Source organism: Clostridium beijerinckii (genome assembly GCF_036699995.1).
GTDB classification, from domain to species: Bacteria; Bacillota; Clostridia; order Clostridiales; family Clostridiaceae; genus Clostridium; species Clostridium helianthi.
In genome coordinates this window covers 617,029-638,782 of the sequence record NZ_CP144906.1, presented here as the reverse complement: position 1 = coordinate 638,782, position 21,754 = coordinate 617,029, and the positions used below count along the sequence as shown (strand labels likewise).

Genomic DNA, 21,754 nt, shown 5'->3' with positions numbered 1-21,754 from the left:
TAACATAATCAATTATTTTGATGGAGATGATTATATGGATTTTAAACAACTTAATGCTTTTCTAATGATAAGCAGACTTCAAAGTTTTACTAAAGCGGCTGATAGCCTGGGCTATGCTCAATCTAGTATAACGACACAAATTAAGCTTTTGGAAAGTGAGCTTGGTGTAAAACTTTTTGAAAGAATAGGTAAGAACATAACTTTAACACATGAAGGAAAGAGACTTTTACCATATGCAAAACAAATATTAAAGCTATCAAGTGATGTAAAAAATGCTGTACTTAACACTGACGTTCCAAGTGGGACATTAACGATTGGTGCTGCTGAATCTTTATGTGTTTTAAGACTTCCTGAAATCCTTAAAGAATACAAAAAGCTATATCCTGAAGTAGAAATCTCTTTAAAATTTGGAAATTGTGCTGAATTTAAATATTTCTTAAATGATAATATTATTGATGTAGCATTTTCATTAGGTGTAAAAATTAATTCAGAAGAATTTATATCAGAAATTGAAATTCCAGAGCCAATGTTGCTTTTAGCCTACCCTGGCCATACCCTTATAAATAAAAAAGAAGTATTTCCAAAAGATATCGAGTCAGAATCACTTATATTAACAGAAATGGGATGTAGCTACAGATCTACATTAGAAAACATCTTAAGTAGCTGCAATATAAAACCAAATGTAGCCATAGAAACAGGAAGTGTTCAAGCCATTAAACAATTTACAATGAGTGGTCTTGGAATAACCTTACTTCCAAAGGTTGCTGTTGATGATGAAATAAATAGTGGTAAACTTGTTCCTCTAAATTGGGAAGGTCCTGACTTTGGAATAATATCTCAAGTACTTTATCACAAAAACAAATTGATCTCTCCTGCTCTAAAAGAATTCTTAAATTTATCAAGAAGTTTTATGGAATCATACTTACAATAGAATAATGTAAAAAGCTCAAGCAACCTATTAAATTAGATGCTTGAGCTTTTTACATTATTACTTATCATATTAAATTTATTTCAATTTACTAATTAATTCTTTCATATCATCTGGAAGTTCAGCTCTTAATGAAAGTATTTCACCACTCCTTGGAGATTTAAAATCTAATCCAAATGCATGAAGAGCCTGCCTCTTTATTAAATCTTCTTCATCCCCATCTCCATATAATGTATCACCGTAAATAGGATGACCTAAATGACTTAAATGCACTCTAATTTGGTGGGTCCTTCCAGTTTCAAGTTTGCATTCTACTAAACTTGATTCATTGTATTCTTCAACGACTTTATAGTGAGTTATACTCCTTTGACCTCTCTCATCGATAACTCTCCTAATGCCATTTTCAATTCCTTCAGGTTTATATATTGGTAGATCAATTGTCCCTTGTTTTTCTTTCATAATTCCATGAACTAATGCTAAATATTTTTTTTCCACCTTATTTTCACTCATTTCTTTAGATAGCATTCCATGAGAAAACTGATTTTTAGCAATTATAATAAGACCTGATGTATTCATATCTAATCTAGAAACTAATCTAACTATACAATTTTGGCCGCTCTCCATAAAATAATTGATTACTCCATTTGCAAGAGTCCCACTTTGATAACTTTTAGTTGGATGCACCACCATAAAAGGTTTCTTGTTGACTACTAAAATATCTTCATCTTCATAAACTATATCTATATCCATTTTTTCTGGAGCTATATCCTGACTTTCATCTTTTTCCAAATCAATCTTTATAATTTCTCCCTCATTTAGAACTCTATTCATTTTTACAACTTCATCATTAACAAATATTCTTTTACCAAGAGATGCACTTCTAATTAATCTTGTTGATAAGCCAAGTTCCACTTTCAAATATTCTCTTATTTTAGTGCCCTTCTCTATGTTAACAACCTGTTTTTCTAAAATACTCATATAATTTATCTTCTCCTCATATAGTATAATTTAGGAATATGTCAAATTGATGATGCACAATAACGATAATACTCATTCTAATATCTTTGTATTTTTACTAACCATACATATCTATTAAGTTTATGTGCATCACTATACTAGAAACCGGAACATAATATGTTACTTATTTCGTTGAGCCACCACAAAACTCTAATTCACTTTACTTACCGAAGGTTTCAAAATCCTTACCTAAAATTATAATCACATCGTAATCTTTATATTCTTTCTTGTTCTCTTTTTCATCATTTTCTTTTATATTTAAATCCTGTTTAATAGTCTTTAATTTATCGGCATCATTACTAAGTATTTCACTTTTATCACTAAGTTCAGTATTGCCAGTATCAACTTTTGTATACCCAGCATCACTTAATTCCTTTGCCACTTTTGCCGCCAATCCATTAATCTTTGTAGCATTTAAAACCTTAATTCTTATATCATCTTTTGCTACTCCTTCTGCTGATTTATTAGATACAGAAGATGAAGTAAGTGATGATAATATATCTTTATTTTCATTTTTATCAACTATTAAAAATGACTCTCCATTTATAGTTTTCGGCGTTCCACTTACAGTTGCCATTGTTACATTTTCCTTTTTTATACCAATAAATTTAAACCCATATCCTAAAATATCAGTTGGTGACAGATTTGTTTCCACATTATCTCCTAATGCTGTAATTATTTTAGGTGCTCTAAATATTACAAAAGGACTTGTACACTTTTCAATAACCTTAGAAATAAATTTTTGTTGATTTTCTATTCTATCTAAATCTCCATTAGCAAGTCCACTTCCATCATTATTTTTTCTCCACCTAAAAAATTCTTCTGCTTTTTTACCATCTAGAGTTACAGTTTCACCGGCTTTAAAATTTATATGAAGATTTTGACCTTCATCATCATAAATCATATTTCTATCGATCTTCATTTCAATTCCTCCGATAGCATCAATGATTTCACGAAAAGCATTGTAATCAACTTTAACTATATAATTTATATTTATATTCAGTAGATTTTCAACTTCTGATTTTATCTTCGGATATCCACCAATTGCATAAGCTGAATTTATTTTAACATTTCTATCATTTATATTTATTAGTGTATCTCTTGGAATAGACACAATACGAATACTTTTGGTTTGAGGATTATAATTAGCTACAATTATTGTATCTGTTCTCTTTATTGATTGATTATTTACCTGCTTTGGATCTCCTATATCCATACCAAGTAACAAGATATTTACTGGCTGATTAAATGATACACTTGCACCACTTGGCATTGACTTGCTCTCAACCTTCATTAAAGCATAAACTCCAGATACCATTGATACTATAACAAAAGTTATTATAAGAGATATAATACCTAAAACTAACTTTTCAAATACTGTTGTAGAATCATTACTTTTTTTAAAAATTTTTGAGAATGCTGTATCTCTCTTTTTATTAGTTTTCCTTCTCATGCACCCACCTCTTATAAATTTTCTTTACTTAATATAATATACATTAAGTAACCTCTCTAATCTCATTAAATAAATCGAAATTTCTATTTATATCAGTACTTATAATTTAAATTCAGGATTAAATAGAAAATAATTTCGTGCCTTTATAGTATTCTCATCAATTAATAAGTTTCTAGCCAATAATACTTTTATGCTACTAGTTAAACCAAAATAGACTCCTTTATCCAAGTTCTCAAATGTAGCTCTTCTTATCTCATCAACCCCATCAAAATTTCTTCCAGGTTCTATCATATCTGCTATATAAATAATTTTTGTTAAAGTGGACATATCCTCTTTACCTGTAGTATGCCATCTTATGGCATCCAGTATTTCATCATCATCAATTCCAAGTCTGTCTTTAGCCTCTATTGGCGCAACAATACTGTGCCATAAATTCATATTCTTTTCTTCTATCTCAGATATAATAACATTATTTTCTTTGATCATTTCTCTCATTTTATCTATAGATAAATTTTTAGCAACATCATGTACAAGACCTGCAATTTCAGCCTTCTTTTCTGAAACTCCATTTAGTTTTGCTAACCTCTTTGCTGTGTCTGCAACCCCTAAAGTATGCATATAACGCTTTTCTAATAAATTAGATTTAAGATACAAATTCATTTCTTCTATGGATAACAAGATAAATTCCTCCTAAAATTAAATATATTTCTATAAATCCCAGAGCCTTAGCTTTATGAAATTCTATCTATATAGCTTATTTTTATAGATAATATCTGAAACTCCCTCTGGCACAAAAAAATCTATTCTCTTATTTTCATGTACTCTATTTCTTATATCAGTTGATGATATTTCAAGCTCTTTCAAATCTAAAACAATTATTTTTCCATTATATTTTTCTTCTATAATATGTTTCCTATTTATCATATCACTTTTGTTTATTCCTCCTCTTGAGAATACTACAAGAGTTGCTAATGAAAAGATTTTTTCTACTTCCTTCCACTTTTCCATACTGAACAAACAATCTGCTCCAGTTATAAAAAACAATTCATTATCTTTATCCCTAGCACTAATCTTATTTTTAAAATACTCTAATGTTTCATGAGTAAAACTAAGTCCACCCTTCTCTATTTCATAATCTGATACAGAAAACTCGCTAAAGTGCTCTATTGCTACTTTAACCATGCTATACCTTAATCCAGGATCTGTAATTATATTATTAACCTTAAGCGGCTGTATTCCTGCCGGCATAAAGATAACTTCATCTAAGCTTAATTTTTCTTTAGCTTCATAGGCTATATATAAATGCGCATTATGAATAGGATCAAAAGTACCACCTATTATACCAAAGCGTTTCATAAGATTTCCTCCAAAAGTATTATACTTATTATAATCATATTAAAAATTCCTTTTTTATTATATCATGAAGTAAACTTAAATATTATTTTTAATATCTTAATTTTTATAAAAAAAGAAGCTTCTATAAAAGCAGCTTCTCTATTAATTATTTCCTATATATAATTATTTATTAGGTAATTCAATTTTTCTCTTTTTCAAATTGCTAGATTGTTTATATAAAACTATCTTATTACCTATCGCTTGAATTCCTTCACATTTTACAGCTTTACATATCGTATCAGAAGTTTCTCTTGTTTCTAAACCACTGTTCTCTAAAACTTTTATTTTAATTAATTCTCGAGCTTCTAATGCTTGTGAAACTTGTATTAAAAAGTTTTCCTCAACACCATTTTTACCTATTTGAAATATTGGTGAAATATCATTAGCTAATCCTCTTAAATAAGCTCTTTGTTTTCCTGTTAACATATTATTTATTCCTCCTAAAATTTTTCAACATATTTGTTGCATTAATTATCCCTGGGGGTTATTTTTCAACTTATAACTTAAATTTCACTGCACTCAATTATAAGGAGAATATTTTTATATAGCAAATATATAATATTAAATTTAAATTAATTAAAGTATATATTCAAATTCAAAATCATTTAATCTAACCATATCACCGTCTTTTACTCCCATTTCTCTAAGTTCATCAAAAATACCTTTATTTCTAAGAACCTTATGGAAGTATCTTAAAGAATCTGCATCATTTACATTTACTGCACTTAGTAATCTATCTACAAATGTACCTTCAACTATATAAACATCATATCCCTCTTCTTTATTATGTTCAACAGTAATATCATAAGTAAATCTCTTTTCTTCTGGTATATACATTTCATCTTCTGAGATTTCTAATTCTTTAACTGGAATATCCTTAAGTATTCTTGCCGCTTCTTTCATAACAGCATCAACACCTTCATTAGTAGCTGCTGACATCTTAAATACTTTATCAAATCCCATTTCTTGAACTTTCTTTTTAAAATCTTCAAATATGCTTTCATCATAAAGCATATCAGATTTATTAGCCACAACAATTTGAGGTCTATCCCAAAGCTTTACAGAATACTTCTTTAATTCCTCATTGATTTTAATGAAATCTTCAAAAGGATCTCTTCCTTCAACACCAGATATATCGACTATATGAATTAAAAGTCTAGTTCTCTCGATATGTCTTAAAAATTGTATTCCAAGTCCAACACCTTCTGCTGCTCCTTCAATTATTCCTGGAATATCAGCCATTACAAAAGGATCAATTCCATCAACAGCAACAACACCTAGATTAGGTTTTAATGTAGTAAAATGATAATTTGCAATCTTCGGTTTTGCTTTTGTTGTCATTGATAACAATGTTGATTTACCTACATTAGGGAATCCTAATAATCCAACATCAGCGAGTAACTTTAATTCTAAAACTATATTTAACTCGTCTCCTGGCATCCCTGGTTCTGCATAATGAGGTGCTTGCTTAGTAGCAGTAGCAAATTTAACATTTCCCTTTCCACCTTTTCCACCTCTTAATAATACTAATTCTTGCCCCTTATGAGAAAGATCTGCAATTATCTTATTAGTTTCTGCTTCTCTTATAATGGTTCCCATAGGTACCTTTATATATAAACTTTCACCATCTTTACCGTAGCATTTTGAACCGCCGCCATTTTCACCAGATTCTGCAATAAACTTTTTCTTGTATTTAAAGTCTAATAACGTTGTTATTCCAGTTTCAACTTGAAAAATGATGCTACCACCCTTTCCTCCATCTCCACCATCTGGTCCGCCTAGAGGTACATACTTTTCTCTTCTAAATGAAATAGCACCATTACCACCGTTACCAGATTTAACGAAAACCTTCGCCGTATCTATAAACATAAAAATCACCTTTCCTTGTTTGTTTTACTTTATCATCTTAATATAAAATTTTTTAGTTCTATTATTACTTATTCTTTCCTAAAAAATATCGCTTTATTATATAATATTGGATTTAATGTCTAATCTCAATATATATTATCATAAAAATATTAAGGCATATCAAAGAAAATAACATCTAAAATGCTAGTCTATTTCTCTGATATCTGTCACTCTAGACATCGGCACCTTCTTAACTCATTATTTTCTTTCATATGCCTTAAAAAAGCACTCTTAAACTAAGAGTGCTTTATTTCTAAAATAATTATTCAGCTATTGCTTCAACGTCTACTGGGTAAACACTTGCTCTTTTCTTATCTCTACCAAGTCTTTCGAATTTAACAACTCCATCAACTTTAGCAAATAAAGTATCGTCCTTACCTTTTCCAACATTTTCACCTGGGTGAATTTTAGTTCCTCTTTGTCTTACAAGAATGTTTCCAGCAAGAACAAATTGTCCGTCAGCAGATTTAACTCCTAATCTTTTTGATTCAGAGTCTCTACCATTCTTAGAACTACCAACCCCTTTTTTATGAGCGAATAATTGAAGGTTCATAATTAGCATGTGACTACACCTCCTCTTTTATTAAAGTTATATATTCTCTACGTTTCTTTTTCCCTACTAATTGATCAAATCCTAAAATTACACTTTCCAAGCTTTTTTCAAAAGTTTTTAATAAAACTTGAGCTTGATTTAGTTCTTCTAGATTAAAATCTTGAAGGTCTAATTTCAAGTATCCATCTTGTATTTCGTATGTTGAATTAAGTTCTAAAACTTCATCCAAACCAATAATTACACTTTGAGATAAAACTGAAACTGAATTACATATCATATCAAATGCTTCACCTACTAAAGCAGGCTCATTTGAAAAATCTCTGTCATTACCTATAGCGTGACCATTTATTACGAATCCAACAATATCATTATTATGTTGTTTGATTTTTACTTTAACCATAATTTTATTATGCTTCGATCTTTTCGATTACTAGCTTAGTGTAAGGTTGTCTGTGTCCATTCTTTCTTCTATAGTCCTTTTTAGACTTATACTTGAAAACTACAACTTTCTTTGCCTTACCTTGTGCTGCAACCTTAGCTACAACTTTAGCTCCTTCAACTACTGGCGCACCAACTTTGATACCTTCCTCAGTTCCTACAGCTAAAACTTCGTTTAATTCAACTGTTGAGTCAACATCAGCGTTAAGTTTTTCAACGTATATTACGTCTCCTTCTTGAACTCTGTATTGTTTTCCTCCTGTTGCTAATACTGCGTACATTAAAACACCTCCTCATAACGGTCTCGCCACTTTTGGTACAAAGATTCAACTTTGTTTTACATAAAACCTTACGTGCGCGGTCTACAAAAGCCAGTTTATCATATTTCTATTACTTTGTAAAGTATAATCTATAATTTATCCATATAAACATAATTTAGCATGATTGTTAACTGATTTAATACTTTTCTATAACTGTAACTTTATAATCTTTTAAGTTATCTTTTTGCCCCTGAAATATCAGTGGTTCAATTTTATATCCTTCTATATTATCTACATAATTTAGATATATCTCTTTATCTAATCCATCTATTTCTTTCATAAACTCAAAAATATTTTCTCTTATTCTATCTTTATAAACGCTATCCATTTGTATATGAAAACAATTTATAGAACTTTCTTCCTGCATCCTTACTATATCATTTTTTATTAGCCCTTCAATATAAGATAACTTTAGAATTATTCCTCTTCCTTTACATAGGCTGCATTCTTCTTCCATATATTCATATATACTTTTTCCTTGCCTCTTTCTAGCTATTTGAACCAAATCTAGCTGGGTAAATGGGAATATCTTTACATTACCTTTATCTAACCTAAGACTTTCCTTAAGTGCATCCATTACAATATCTCTTTGACTTTTATCTCTCATATCAATAAAATCTATTACTATAATTCCACTTAAGTTTCTAAGCCTAATCTGTTTTCCTATTTCTCTAGCCGCTTCTAAATTAGTTTCCAAAATTGTTTTATTGAAACTTTTCTCCTTTATGTTTTTTCCACTATTAACATCAATAACATACATTGCTTCAGTTCTATCAATTACTATGTATCCTCCACATTGTAGGTTAACTTTATTATGCCTCAACCTTAATATTTCTTTCTCAATTCCATAAAAATCAAAAAGTTTTCTATATCCTTCATACTTCTCTATTTTTAAATTTTCCTGTCCTTTGGCAAAGCTTGATATCTTATCAAAATCAATGCTATTATCAACATAAATTTTTATAATTTCTTCTCCAGAAAAATTCATCAAAAGCTTAGTTAATGTTAAATCTTCACCATAAATCTTTCTTACTCCTAATGAATGTTTCATTTTTTTATCTATATTTTGAAATTCATCATAAAGCTTAGAAATCTCATTTTTAAGAATATTTATATCTACATTTGCACCTTCTGTCCTTACTGTTATGCAAACATCTTTTAACGGTTCAATATTCCTCAATAGTTCTATTTTCTTTTCTTTATCTTCTATTCTCTTAGAAAATTCTATTCCTTGTTCATAACAATTTAAGACAATATATTTCCCGGGAATTGACACCTTTGCAGTTAATTTGGCGCCTTTATCATTAAGAGGCTCTTTTAAAACTTCTACTAGTATATCGTCTCCCTTTTTTATTCCTTTTGCCTTTAATTCATCACTATAATATAGGTAACCTTCTTTATCTAAACCCAAATCAACAAACACTGAGTTTATAGCCGGAATTATATTTTTAATTCTTCCCTTATAAATTTCTCCTATTATCGGTTCATTCTTGCTTTCTTCAACAATGCTTTCTATTAATTCATTATTAGATTTAATAGCTACCCTTAAAATTCTTTCTCTTCTCTCAACAAAAATCTCTTTCATTCTATAACACATCCTAGTCAATGCACAATGCACAGTTCACAATGCACAATTAGTGAGCAATTTCCTTTGAAAATCTAATTATCATATAATTTGATACCTTAGTATTTTGCATTTATTATAATTTTTAAAATCTCTTAAGAGATTTATTCCTTAATTGTGTATTGCGCATTGTAAATTGTGAATTATATATTTATACACATTTATATAATGGTACAAGTTTATTATTCTTGTAAAAATACATTTCTTCTCTTTTGGTATTAACAAACGAATCTAAAATCGCATTTGAAGTTTTTTCTTGGATATAACTAACAAGTAAATCTGCACTTAAATGTTCCCTACTTCCTGTACTTATAACTGCATTAAGAATTAAGAACTCATCTTTAACCCAGAAACTAAACTCCTTAACAAAAGCCCTTATATTGACTTCTCTTTCACCTTTTTTGCTTTTCTTGACTGTATTCCACTCATTAATTTCTAAAAGTTTACCAACTTCCTCTTCTAAATTTGAGACATCAGAATACTTAATTTTTATAGTATATCTTGCTGCATCAATTAAAGCCATAGCTTGAGGAACTTTCTTTTCTCCTTCTTTATAAGGAATTGCAAGTGCACTTATATATTTTATTCCACTTGGCGCGGTCTCATTTAATTTATCCACAATTTCATTTTCATTCACCTCAGTTGTTAACACCATATCCATATACTCACCACTTGAATATACTCCTACTGATAAAGGCTGTGCTATTGATGTATTCATATGTGGATTAAATCCTTGAGAGTATTCTATAGGTAGCCCCGCTCTTCTAATATTTTTTTGAATAGTTTTAAGCACATCTAAATGAGATATAAACTTAATATTTTCCTCTTTAGTAAATTTAGTTAAGTATCGCACCTTCAAAACACTCCCCATCTTTAAAGTTCACATTAATTCCACATCCTGTACATCCTTCTCTACAGTTTTGTGTTAACTCTGCTCTTTTAGCTTTTTCATTTTCTATTTCTAAATATTTTCTATTTACTCCAATATCAATGAAATCCCATGGTAATACTTCATCATAGCTTCTTTCTCTGTATGCATAGAAATCTACATCTAAATTACACTCTTCTATAGCTTCCATCCATACGTCAAATTTAAAGTGTTGATCCCAACCGTCGAATCTAGCACCCTTTTCAAAAGCTTTAATTAAAACATCACATAATCTTCTATCCCCTCTTGCAAAAACAGATTCCATTACTGATGTCTTTTGCTCATGATAGTTATAAACTATACATTTTGATTTAATTGAAGATTTAACAGCCTTGATTTTTTCAGTAACCTCATCAAACTTCGCCATTGGTGACCATTGGAATGGAGTAAATGGTTTCGGTATAAGTATTGATGTACTTACTGTAAGTCTTAAACCTTTATTATTATTTATCTTATTAGGCACTTGTTTATATCTATATACTATTTTTTCTGCTAATTCCCCAATTCCTCTGCAATCTTCAAGCTCTTCATATGGAAGTCCGACCATAAAATAAAGCTTTAAAGTTTTCCACCCAGCTGCAAATGCACTTGTAGCTGCATCTAAAATTTTATCTTCAGTAAGACCCTTGTTGATTATGTCCCTCATTCTTTGAGAACCTGCTTCTGGAGCAAAAGTTAATCCTGTTTTTCTTACCTTTTGGATATCCTTAAGCAAATCTACTGAAAAAGCATCAACTCTTATAGACGGAAGTGCTATACCAACTCTGTCGTCTTCATGCTCATTAACTAAATCTGTAATTAATCCTTTTATATCAGAATAATCGCAAGTACTTAATGACGAAAGAGAAATTTCTTCGTATCCTGTACTTTTAACTAATTTTCTTGCTAAATCCTTTAAATCTTCCCTTGTCTTTTCTCTAACTGGTCTATAGAGCATGCCTGCCTGACAGAATCTACATCCATTTGTACATCCTCTGAATAACTCTAGAACTATTCTATCGTGAACAATTTCTGAATAGGGAACTATTATATCTGTAGGAAAATCTACCTTAGTATAATTATTTATAATTCTCTTTGTAATAGTTTTTGGTACGTCATCATACTTAGGTCTAAATTCTTTAATTGTATTTTCTTCATTGTAAATAACATCATATAAGGAAGGCACATAAATTCCTTGTATTTTAGATATTTCTCTTAGAAATTCTTTCTTCTTTCCTTTTCCTTTATACTTCTTATAAACATCTAAAACATCATTCATCATTTCTTCGCCTTCACCAATTTCAAAGAAATCAATGATATCATATAAAGGTTCTGGATTATATGCGCAAGGTCCACCAGCCATAACTATTGGCTCATCTTCTCCTCTTTCTGATGCTCTTATAGTAATACCAGACATATCAAGCATATTTAAAATATTTGTATAACTCATCTCATATTGAAGTGTGAATCCTAAAATATCAAACTCCTTTAGAGAATCTTTTGTCTCTAATGTAAATAACGGAATATTATTTTTTCTAAGCTGTTCTTCCATATCAGGCCATGGTGCAAATGATCTTTCACAATATGTATCACTTCTTTGATTTATAGTATGATAAAGTATTCTGCTTCCTAAATGTGACATTCCTACTTCATAAACATCAGGAAAGCAAAATGCAAATCTTATGTCAACTTCCTTTAGATCTTTAACAATCTCATTTAATTCTCCACCAGTGTATCTACTTGGTTTTTCAACTTTAAATAAGATATCATCTGAAATTTTATTCATTAATAAATTTCCTCCTTAAAACACACCATCATATGTGCAATTCTCCATAAATGCTTGCCTTTAAATTTTTGTCAAATTTAAAGAATTTAAAACCTTTAGTATTTCAAATACTAAATGAACCCACTTTTTGCTTATGCATAAATAAAAGAAGTATAAACTCTAATTGCTATACTTCTTATTTGCTATCCCTATTCTAACATAATTAATTCTGAATGGGAATATTCTTATTGTTTCCAATACTATATACAATTTATTTTATTCTACATTTCCTTCAAAGCCTTTGAATTTTTATCATTGTATTTCTTACTATATCTCCAATCAATTATCCATAATATAAATGATAATCCGGCATTTATACCAAATACAAATCCAAACACTCCATAAAGGCGAAGCTTATTGAAAAAGTCTCCTGCAAAGGAATTGAACATTACATCAATTTCCTTTGGATTGAGCAGCTCAATTTGCTTATTGCTGATATTCTTTAGATTTATTTTCCTTAATATTGGCACAATATAATCACCAACTGAATTTAAACCTGTTTCAATAGTTTTACTTATAAGATAATCCTTAGATCTATCTGATATAAAGTAAAAGTTGTTATTAATTGCATTTTGAACTATAGCATCAATTGCAATCATAATTTTTTGGTTAAATTCTGCATTAGCGAAAATATATTTAATAACCCTATCAAGATCATTGCTTAGAGTACTTACATCAATAATTTGTTCTATCTTTAATTCCGATAATGTATTTTCATAGAAACTTTCCATAAACATAGATATCGATTTTTTTGATTCTTCGCTCTCAATAATTATGCTTAAAATATTACTTATACAATTTTCAATTTCATATCTATCAATTCCTTTTAATAATACAGAATTAAATTCAATGTTGAATAAATTTTTCAACATATTTTCATTAAAGAACTTTTCTATTGTTATAGATAATTTATCTTTATTAATATTTATGCTTCTATATATATCTTCTTTTATAATATTGACTTCCTCAAAAAACTTCTTATAAATCGAATCTAAATTGCTTAATCCAAATAATTCAAGATATTCTGAAAGTGGAGCCACAGCTAATGAATCTAAAATTAAATCACTTGCATTATAAATATATCCTTCAAAGTTAACATTCTTATCAAATTGTTCAAATAAATTATTTATTAATATTCGAATATTAAATTCTTCACCCTTTATATTTAATTCACTCAATCTAATAGGGTATATACTTTCATTTAATGCAGCTTTTGTAGTATTAATAAGTTTATCGTTCTCTTCTCTTAGCATTAAAGGAAGTTTTTTATTTAGTATAATATCAACAACTCTATATGCTATGTCATCTCCACCAAAAGTTGCGTAGGCTATCTTCTCAAAGAAATTAAGTTCACTCTTAATAGTTTCTTGTACATTTTCAGTTATAATATTCTGATTATTTTTTAAGTAAACAATTAATTTATTTGAAAAATAAGACGTTATAGGATGCAGATTATTATCAATTACATTCTTGACTCTACCATCAAACATTGATCCCACATCATTATTTTCATCTAAGCCATTACATAAATATTTGCTTATCATATTTTCTAAATATATTTTAAAATCATTAGAAAAATATTCATATGCATATTTCCCTATATTAACTTTTGCTTTTTCTATAGAATCTTTACCTATAACCTCTTTACATGATTGTTTTATCGCTACAGAATAATAATCTTTGTATTCTTTTGTAATTAAATCTATAAAATCTACCTTTTCAATAGTACTAAGATTATCTTGTATAAGCTTATTGCCTTCCTCTTGAATATAACTTTGAATTTCAATAAGTATATCTTCTGAAATAACATCACCAATTTTGTAATTTGAAGATATTTTATTTTCTATAAACTTCGTTAAAGAACTTTTACTATTACTAATACTACTTATTATTTTAGGTATTCCATTCTGAATGTAACTTTCCTTGATAAAATTATCAAATTTGCTTTCTTTTAATCTGTTAGTAATTCCTTCGGATAAACCTGAACTACTATTACAATACTTTAAGATTATTTTATAGATATACTTTACAAAATCATTCTTTTTACTTCTAGCAAAGTCAACTAAAATTTGATAATTATTATTTTTAACTAAGGTAGTTAGTACTGAAGACATATTATCCTTATGAGAATTGAAACTTTTATTAATTTCCTCTTTGTTTAATAATTCTTCATCAATTAGTTTCGCCATTCCAATTGCGAACTCATTTTTATGTGCCGGTATATATCCTAATGCAAACTTCTTAAAAAATGGTATTTTAGATATAATTTTATTTTCTTTGTATGGATGGAAAATCATCCACAAGGCTACAACATTTGTTATGTATCCTATAAATGCCATAACTCCAAGTGACAACAATCCATTAAACATATTACTTGGAAATCCGTAAAGTCCAATAGAATTTGGAAATATTAATTGATATATTATCCCAACTACAGTACCTAAAACAGCACCAAAAACAGAAAGTGGTTTAAGTTGACTTCCCATAAAATCTTGAACTATATCGCATATTTCATCCTCGTCATATTTACTTAAACTATTTTTTGCAATTTTTTTAATATTTCCATTTAATAGACTTGGAAGCTTAGATATTAATGCTGGGTAACCTTTATTTATAAGAATATTTGATAATTGATCCTTATTAAATCCTTTATTAACTAATTCCTTAATCTGATAATTCTTATATTTATCCACAGCTTCTCTATAAATTGATACTGAATTATCCACAATATATTCCAATATGTTCACATTATAGTTTGATAATATATCTCCTATTTTAAGTTTTTTAACATTTGATAATATAACCTCTTCTAATTTCTCGCTATATGTATCTTTGTTCTTTCTGAGCAAATTATTAGCCCATATTGAAAATTTATTAGATAAACTAAATACACTTTTATCTTTAAATAATTCTGATAATTTTTTGTGGAATATTTCATCACTCTTTGAATTTATGAATTGTGCAATCAAAGTATTTATGTTTTTACATAATCTCGTTTTGTTTTTAAAAATACTTTCATATAACATTGGCTTAAGCTTTGTATTGAATAATTTTAACAAATCTAACTTAGCAATCTCATTTACTTTCTTTGAAAATTGAGATTTTATTAGTATCCTCAACGTATTCTTTCCATGAGCTGCAAATACTTTAGTAATAATTTCAGCAACATCATCAGATGTAGCTAAATTGTATTTTTCCAATGATTCTACTATGTTTTTAACCTTTGTGTCCTTCAAGTAATCTATAATAGAAGTTACTATTTTATCACTTGATTCATCATCAAAATTATTATTAATATAGCTTATAATTTTATTAACAATATTGTTTTTAGATGAAACATCTCCCATAAGTGCATTCCTAACCTTTGAGATTATAAGCTTCTTTATGCTTTCATCTATATCTTGTATCGCTTCATCAATTGCGGATTCAATCATTTCATCCAAAGATGATTTATTACTTGAAATCCACTCCAAAATATAAGGCATGACCTTAGGAATAGCTATTTTTATAAAATTCGTAAGTGATTTTTTCATCTCTTTAGGAAGTATTTCATAAATAGTAAAATCAATATTTTTCCCAATTGAAACAATCTCATTTGTAATTTTTAATATTAAATCCTTTCCTTCAGAAGAGTTAATAAATTCAGTAATTTTAATGAATAATCTTGAAATAACTTCTTCTTGCTGAGTTTCCGTAATAAAATGATTAATATCCCGACTTCCGATAGAGTCTTGTAATTTGACAAGCGTTGCATCTACATTTATATTTGAAAGCATATTGTCCAAAAACATCTTGCACGACTTTTCATCTGATAAAATATCGTTATTAAATATGTTTTCAACACACTCAATAATATTATCAGTTAATTTTTTCTGGACTTCTTTAGAAAAAATATCAGCTAAAGTAATATTAGAATTTTCCTTGTATAAATCAGAAATAAATCCATTCACTGCATCGGCATTTTCAAATTCGCAAATCAGTAGCTCATAGCATGAATTTATAACTTTTGATATCTGTTTTTCACTTAATATATCTTGTAGATCAACATTACGCATAAGACCATCTATTAATTCTGGTAAGAGTATATTTAGATTATTTCTTATAAATTCTTCACTTTTAAGTATGCTCTCTGAGAAACCATCTATTTCAGCTATTTTAGTATTTCCTAAACTATTGCTTAATTGTTTCTCAAAAAAAGTTTGAGCCATTTGTTTAATATATGTATTTATATTTATATTAGGCATTTCGGACCTTAATGTATCTGCATTTATTATATCTCTTTCTACTAATTCGCTAATCTCTTCAATAAATTTCTCCTTCTTCTTTTTAATTACCCCTCCTAGCTTTAAAGGTGTATATTCTTTAAAAAGCATATCAACTGCATATTTATTTGTGATATATCCAGCTACTCCACCTGAAAACCCCTGAAATGCTAGTAAAAAAATAAATGTTAACATCAGCTATTCTCCCCTTATGTAATATCAATTCTAAACAATAACTTTTTCACATATAAAATATGTTGTTTACATCATATTATACTAATTTATTGACTTTATTTCCACATTTCATACTACACCAACAAAAAGTGCTAATCCTCATAAAAAGATTAGCACTTTCATTAAATCTATTTTCTGTTATTCTTTATTAGGTTATATACAATTACAGCTGCTTCTGCATTGCTTATATTGTGTGACCCATTAAAGTTCCCATTAGTATCCCCTTTAATGATATTAAGAGCATAACACATTGATGCATATCCTTTATATGCGTCTTCTATATTATCTTTAAAAGGACTATTAAATATTTCAGAATGTCCAGCCAATTTCTCATATCCTAGGTATCTTATAATAAATTTTGCGGCATCATTATATGATACTACTGAATTTGGAGCTTTTTCTTCATCTTTAATTACTCCATTTTGAATTAACATATCATAAAATTCATCATCGCTATAGTTATTTTTTACTGGCGAATATATATATTTAAAGAAATTCATTTGAGTAATATTCATATTTGGATTAAATTTTTCTCCATCTATATAATACCCATTATCTAAAAGCTCTTTTACCGTCTTTTCACACCAATGCCCATTTATATCTGTATATTCTGGTAATTTATTTTCTCTATATGCTTTTCCACTATAATCTATCCTTATACCATTTATAGGATCAATAATATAGCTATCATTCTTGTTTATAAAGTCATACACTATTCCAACTTTATTTGGATCTAACATTGTATATTGTAATGAGAATCCTGCTAAATCTTTAATTTTATTAAATGCAGCTTCCTTACTTATAATATTACTAATGTCAGGAAAAGAGGCATTATCATACCAGTTATTATCATAACCAATGATTTTCCCTGTATTCTTATCTACTTCAACATTTAAGTAATTTCCAGAAAACTCTATTCCATTCACTTGACGTACATAGTTAAACATAAACGTATTTTCTTCTATTGGTCTATCAGTAATCTTTAAAATTGGATTATTTATATCCTTAAACTTTGTTTGTGTAAACTTATTAGGTGCTACTTTTTTCAAAAAGTTTTCTACTGTGTTTTGCGCATCTGCCTTAGAAGTATTACCACTTGTTCCAAGTTTATTATAATTATAAGAATGTAACGATATTACTTCTCCAGATTTTGCATTCACTCTTCCATATACACCGTCAAAAGAAATATTCCATGAATATTCATCATCAAGATAGTTTTTATTTAATGATGCATCACTAACTTTCATATCAGCCGTTATTAAATCAGATGTTTCTCTAAGTATACTTTCTGCCTTTTCTTTACTTATAAGATTTGCAACATTCCGAATCGCATCCATCTCTTCTTGTGTCAACTCTTGATTTGCTTTATCCAAATTATTTGCAGAAGCATTTACTAATGAATGATCCTTATTTCTATCATCTAATTTATTATCACTTGAATATGATACTACTTGTCCAGTTTTAGCATCAATAAATTCACTTATATTACTTGGAGCATATCCTGCAAATATATTCATTTTCTTCTTCTCATAATCATAATAAGAATAATATTTTAAATCTATACCTATTTTATCTATATATGCTTTTTCTGCAGTAACAGAATCAATTATCCCACTTAAATTAGGATATTCAGCTCCCTTTACTTCTAAATTGTCATTGCTAAATGATGTCACTTTCCCACTGTATTTATTTACACCAACATTTATATAAATATAGTTAACCGGAATTTCATTTACAAACTTTTGATAAGTAAAGTTATACTCATCTCCTTGAAAAGAAGCTGAATCATTTTTTACTAACTTTATTTCTCCAATATATTCTGGAATTACATTTTTCAAAAAATCTTCTGCTGAAACTTGGGCCTGATCTTTCGTAATATTTGCTAAACCGTCTTTGCTCTCCTTGCTATCCCCATCATAATTACTATATTGATATAAGAATCCATCTTCACCTATTGATGCAGATATTGATCCTTTCTTATCTTCTTTTTCTGCCCAATTTAAATCCCAAATTCTAACTTTTGTCCCCCTAACTTCACGTTCGCTTGAATTATGTGTAAACTCTGTATAATCATCTGGAACTGTTATAATTTTCTTTGCTGATATGATAGCTTGCTCTAAGTTTTTGCTATCTTCATCCGCAGCAAATGTCGGAATAGAAATAGTAGACAATATTAAACATAATGTTAATATCCCGCTTATAATACCTTTCTTTTTCATAAATATCCTCCAATCTTTAATAATGAGTTATTTTTTATACTATCTAAATATAATACGATTCTTCATATGAAAATTTTGCATTAAATTATAATTTTTTCACAAATTTTTATACAGTTACTTTTAAATACCTGTGTTAAAGCAATAAATTAATATTTTAAATTTTGGTAATTCATAAAAAATCTAAAATTTTCTATATAAGAAATGGAGTTAATAATTAATTTTAATTATTAACTCCACACTACTAACTATTATCATACTATGCATCTATTAATACTTTCTTCTACTTTATATTCATCTATATTTTGTTTTATTTTTAATATAGATGACAAAACTACTCTCACTAAAATATTACTAAAAAAAATATCTCGCCTTTTATCTCCTAAATTTCTAATATAAATACTGTGCATATCTTCAATATAATCTACTATATCATTTATAGACTTTAATTCTATTCTGGATTCCTCTGTGCATTCATTCCACACTTCAGATAGCTTTTTCCACCATAAAATTCTTTGAGTTTGTTCATATAATTCATGCCTAATAATATTTCCTTCAAAAGCTTTATTATGTGGAAAAGTAAAAAAATCACATAGGTAATGACTCAATATTCCTAGCTTAATTGAAATATCCTTATTTCTTTTAATTTCACCATAAATTATTTCATCAATAATCCCTATAACCTTCTCCCAATCCTCATTTTTACTATGCATAGTCATTCTATATTTGAGCTTTAAATCAGGTAACACATTTCCATAAATAAAAAAGTTACTATCAATAATATTTGAGTAGCCTCTCTCAATTAATTCCTTGCTAAGAAAATAACCTATTTTCCCATGAAGTAAAGTATCCATATTAACGCTCCTACCCTTTTTAATCACATTTAGAGAGTAATAAACAAGTAATTGTCTGAATCACAATACAAAAGTGCATTTTCACACATAGAAGATACATTTTTATTATGGTACTAGTTATTACTCTTCATCACATGCTTAAATTATAAAAAAAGTAAGTTAAATCACCATTACGTTTCTGTTATTTTTTAACGAGCTTAATTATTTTTCTTTTTTAATTGTACATACTCTTCTAGTGTTATATTTCCATAATCCTTTAATGCTTTTATAAGCTCATCTTCATGTATTATACTAATGAGTTCCATGTCATCATTAAGAATATAAAAACTGTTAAATTTGTTTTTATCAACTAAAGATAAAACATTAACTAAACCTTTTTTATAATACACAGAAATTGATTTATTCTCTATATAGTTATGCTTTTTTAACTTTCTTATTTTCTTGATCATATCTCCCATTATTATATACATAGTTTTTTCTTTTTCTATAAATGTTGCATATGTGATTAATATGACTGCAAGAAATAAACTTATATTAACTTTATGTAATATCATTATTATAATAAATATTAAAAATAATGTTCCTGAAATAATAAAGCTAAAGATTTCTGTAATTTTCTTTGATCTTTTATATAATAGCTTCTTTGATAATAGTATTTCACATACCCTTGAACCATCAAGAGGATAAGCAGGCAATAAATTGAATGCTCCTAAAAAGAAATTAACTTTTATACTATCTTCAATAATTTGATACTTAAAATATCCATATAAATAGCACATAACCACAGCCATAAAAATATTGAAAAATGGTCCAGCTAAATATAAAATCATTTTTTTTCTTTCAGTTAACTCATCGATGTCACTTAATTCGACTTTAGCACCAAATATGCTAATATTAACATTATTAAATTTGCACCCAAATTTACTTGCAACTATCATATGTGCAAATTCATGCAATATTACCCACAGAAAACTAATAACAATGTAACCTTCATAATCTCCAAGCCACATTAATATCGACAGTTCTAAAATCAATACCATATACCATTTCTTCATTTCTAACCCCTATAATATTGCTATATCAAAATAATTTGCAATGCACAAGTAAAAAATGGAACTTAATCAAATATTAAAATATATTTTATATTCATAATAATATGTTATTTCCTATAAATTTAATTGTTCATATTACTGTTGCTTCTTATATATTCCATAAAATTAAAAGTCCTTAACTTTAAATTTTCAATTTTCAAATCATCTACAGTAAAATTTCCAATCTTTAAATCCTTACCTTTTATATTTCCTATCTGCATTGTACTAAAAGTATCTATATACTCGTTATAATTAAAATTTCGGTTTAATGCTTGTTTACATTTAATGTGCATTTCTTGTACTTGTGCGTAAGGGGTATACTTCAATCCAACAAAAAATAGCAATAAAAGTGTAGCTCCAGTTAGTTCCTTAGTTATTCTCTTAATCAAAACATTTATCATCTTATCGTTACTTTTCATATTACTCCCATATCTTGAACCAATGATAGCATTATTAGCTTTCTTGCCTGAAGTCAAATGGTTCCTTTTATCCTTTCTTCCTTTCGTTGTATTATTAATGTTCTTATAGTAATCCTCATAAGCTGATCTATAGCTGCCCATGATACACTCCTTTCAAATTCATTCACATTAAAGTATATTTACTACTTCATAAAATTATGAGAACAAAATTGTTGCAGAATCTTTGTATTTGCTACATTCCGCAATATTTAGATATCATTTAGGCTGCTTAATTAAAAAAATACACCGCCTAGAATTTTTATGCCACTAA

Annotated in this window: 18 protein-coding genes; 1 reads left to right on the top strand and 17 read right to left on the bottom strand. The window is 28.0% G+C overall.

Annotation, left to right across the window (positions count from 1 at the left end; translation table 11 throughout):
* Positions 1-34: 34 nt before the first annotated feature.
* The gene (locus PZA12_RS03145; RefSeq protein WP_103697888.1) at positions 35-931 is read left to right on the top strand and encodes a LysR family transcriptional regulator; all 897 of its coding nucleotides are present in this window, start codon (positions 35-37) and stop codon (positions 929-931) included.
* Positions 932-1,006: 75 nt separating this feature from the next.
* On the opposite strand, the gene PZA12_RS03140 is transcribed toward PZA12_RS03145, so the two are convergent.
* From PZA12_RS03140 to PZA12_RS03060, 17 genes are all read right to left on the bottom strand, one after another.
* Positions 1,007-1,906: an RluA family pseudouridine synthase gene (locus PZA12_RS03140; RefSeq protein WP_077842081.1), complete on the bottom strand. Its 900-nt coding sequence runs from the start codon at positions 1,904-1,906 to the stop codon at positions 1,007-1,009.
* Positions 1,907-2,105: 199 nt separating this feature from the next.
* The gene (locus tag PZA12_RS03135; RefSeq protein ID WP_103697889.1) at positions 2,106-3,398 is read right to left on the bottom strand and encodes an LCP family protein; all 1,293 of its coding nucleotides are present in this window, start codon (positions 3,396-3,398) and stop codon (positions 2,106-2,108) included.
* A gap of 99 nt (positions 3,399-3,497) precedes the next feature.
* Positions 3,498-4,076, bottom strand: coding sequence for a bis(5'-nucleosyl)-tetraphosphatase (symmetrical) YqeK (gene yqeK, locus PZA12_RS03130; RefSeq protein ID WP_103697890.1), 579 nt, complete (start codon positions 4,074-4,076; stop codon positions 3,498-3,500).
* 63 nt (positions 4,077-4,139) lie between these two features.
* Positions 4,140-4,754: a nicotinate-nucleotide adenylyltransferase gene (gene nadD, locus PZA12_RS03125; RefSeq protein WP_077842078.1), complete on the bottom strand. Its 615-nt coding sequence runs from the start codon at positions 4,752-4,754 to the stop codon at positions 4,140-4,142.
* 162 nt (positions 4,755-4,916) lie between these two features.
* Positions 4,917-5,219: a ribosome assembly RNA-binding protein YhbY gene (yhbY, locus tag PZA12_RS03120; RefSeq protein ID WP_023973712.1), complete on the bottom strand. Its 303-nt coding sequence runs from the start codon at positions 5,217-5,219 to the stop codon at positions 4,917-4,919.
* Between the two features lie 150 nt (positions 5,220-5,369).
* A complete protein-coding gene (gene obgE / locus PZA12_RS03115; protein ID WP_023973713.1) occupies positions 5,370-6,662 on the bottom strand; it encodes a GTPase ObgE in 1,293 nt (430 codons plus the stop codon).
* Between the two features lie 301 nt (positions 6,663-6,963).
* Positions 6,964-7,263 carry a 50S ribosomal protein L27 gene (rpmA, locus tag PZA12_RS03110; RefSeq protein ID WP_011967859.1) on the bottom strand — a complete coding sequence of 100 codons (300 nt, stop codon included), beginning with the start codon at positions 7,261-7,263 and terminating at the stop codon, positions 6,964-6,966.
* 4 nt (positions 7,264-7,267) lie between these two features.
* Positions 7,268-7,654 (bottom strand): ribosomal-processing cysteine protease Prp, encoded by a 387-nt coding sequence (locus PZA12_RS03105; protein WP_011967858.1) that lies wholly within the window; start codon positions 7,652-7,654, stop codon positions 7,268-7,270.
* A 7-nt stretch (positions 7,655-7,661) separates the two neighbouring features.
* Positions 7,662-7,973, bottom strand: coding sequence for a 50S ribosomal protein L21 (gene rplU, locus PZA12_RS03100; protein ID WP_011967857.1), 312 nt, complete (start codon positions 7,971-7,973; stop codon positions 7,662-7,664).
* Positions 7,974-8,148: 175 nt separating this feature from the next.
* On the bottom strand, positions 8,149-9,597 hold the full coding sequence (locus tag PZA12_RS03095) for an Rne/Rng family ribonuclease (protein ID WP_039770318.1): 1,449 nt from the start codon (positions 9,595-9,597) through the stop codon (positions 8,149-8,151).
* Between the two features lie 190 nt (positions 9,598-9,787).
* The gene (locus tag PZA12_RS03090; RefSeq protein ID WP_017209731.1) at positions 9,788-10,489 is read right to left on the bottom strand and encodes a TIGR03936 family radical SAM-associated protein; all 702 of its coding nucleotides are present in this window, start codon (positions 10,487-10,489) and stop codon (positions 9,788-9,790) included.
* Positions 10,473-12,329 carry a TIGR03960 family B12-binding radical SAM protein gene (locus tag PZA12_RS03085; protein WP_077867723.1) on the bottom strand — a complete coding sequence of 619 codons (1,857 nt, stop codon included), beginning with the start codon at positions 12,327-12,329 and terminating at the stop codon, positions 10,473-10,475. The genes PZA12_RS03090 and PZA12_RS03085 overlap by 17 nt, the downstream gene beginning before the upstream one ends.
* Before the next feature lie 260 nt (positions 12,330-12,589).
* A complete protein-coding gene (locus PZA12_RS03080) occupies positions 12,590-16,825 on the bottom strand; it encodes a DUF445 family protein (RefSeq protein ID WP_103697891.1) in 4,236 nt (1,411 codons plus the stop codon).
* A 167-nt stretch (positions 16,826-16,992) separates the two neighbouring features.
* A complete protein-coding gene (locus PZA12_RS03075; protein ID WP_103697892.1) occupies positions 16,993-19,083 on the bottom strand; it encodes an S-layer homology domain-containing protein in 2,091 nt (696 codons plus the stop codon).
* Between the two features lie 251 nt (positions 19,084-19,334).
* Positions 19,335-19,934 carry a zinc dependent phospholipase C family protein gene (locus PZA12_RS03070; protein ID WP_078115862.1) on the bottom strand — a complete coding sequence of 200 codons (600 nt, stop codon included), beginning with the start codon at positions 19,932-19,934 and terminating at the stop codon, positions 19,335-19,337.
* A gap of 197 nt (positions 19,935-20,131) precedes the next feature.
* On the bottom strand, positions 20,132-20,989 hold the full coding sequence (locus tag PZA12_RS03065; RefSeq protein WP_011967850.1) for a M50 family metallopeptidase: 858 nt from the start codon (positions 20,987-20,989) through the stop codon (positions 20,132-20,134).
* 119 nt (positions 20,990-21,108) lie between these two features.
* The gene (locus tag PZA12_RS03060; RefSeq protein ID WP_011967849.1) at positions 21,109-21,585 is read right to left on the bottom strand and encodes a hypothetical protein; all 477 of its coding nucleotides are present in this window, start codon (positions 21,583-21,585) and stop codon (positions 21,109-21,111) included.
* Positions 21,586-21,754 lie beyond the last annotated feature (169 nt).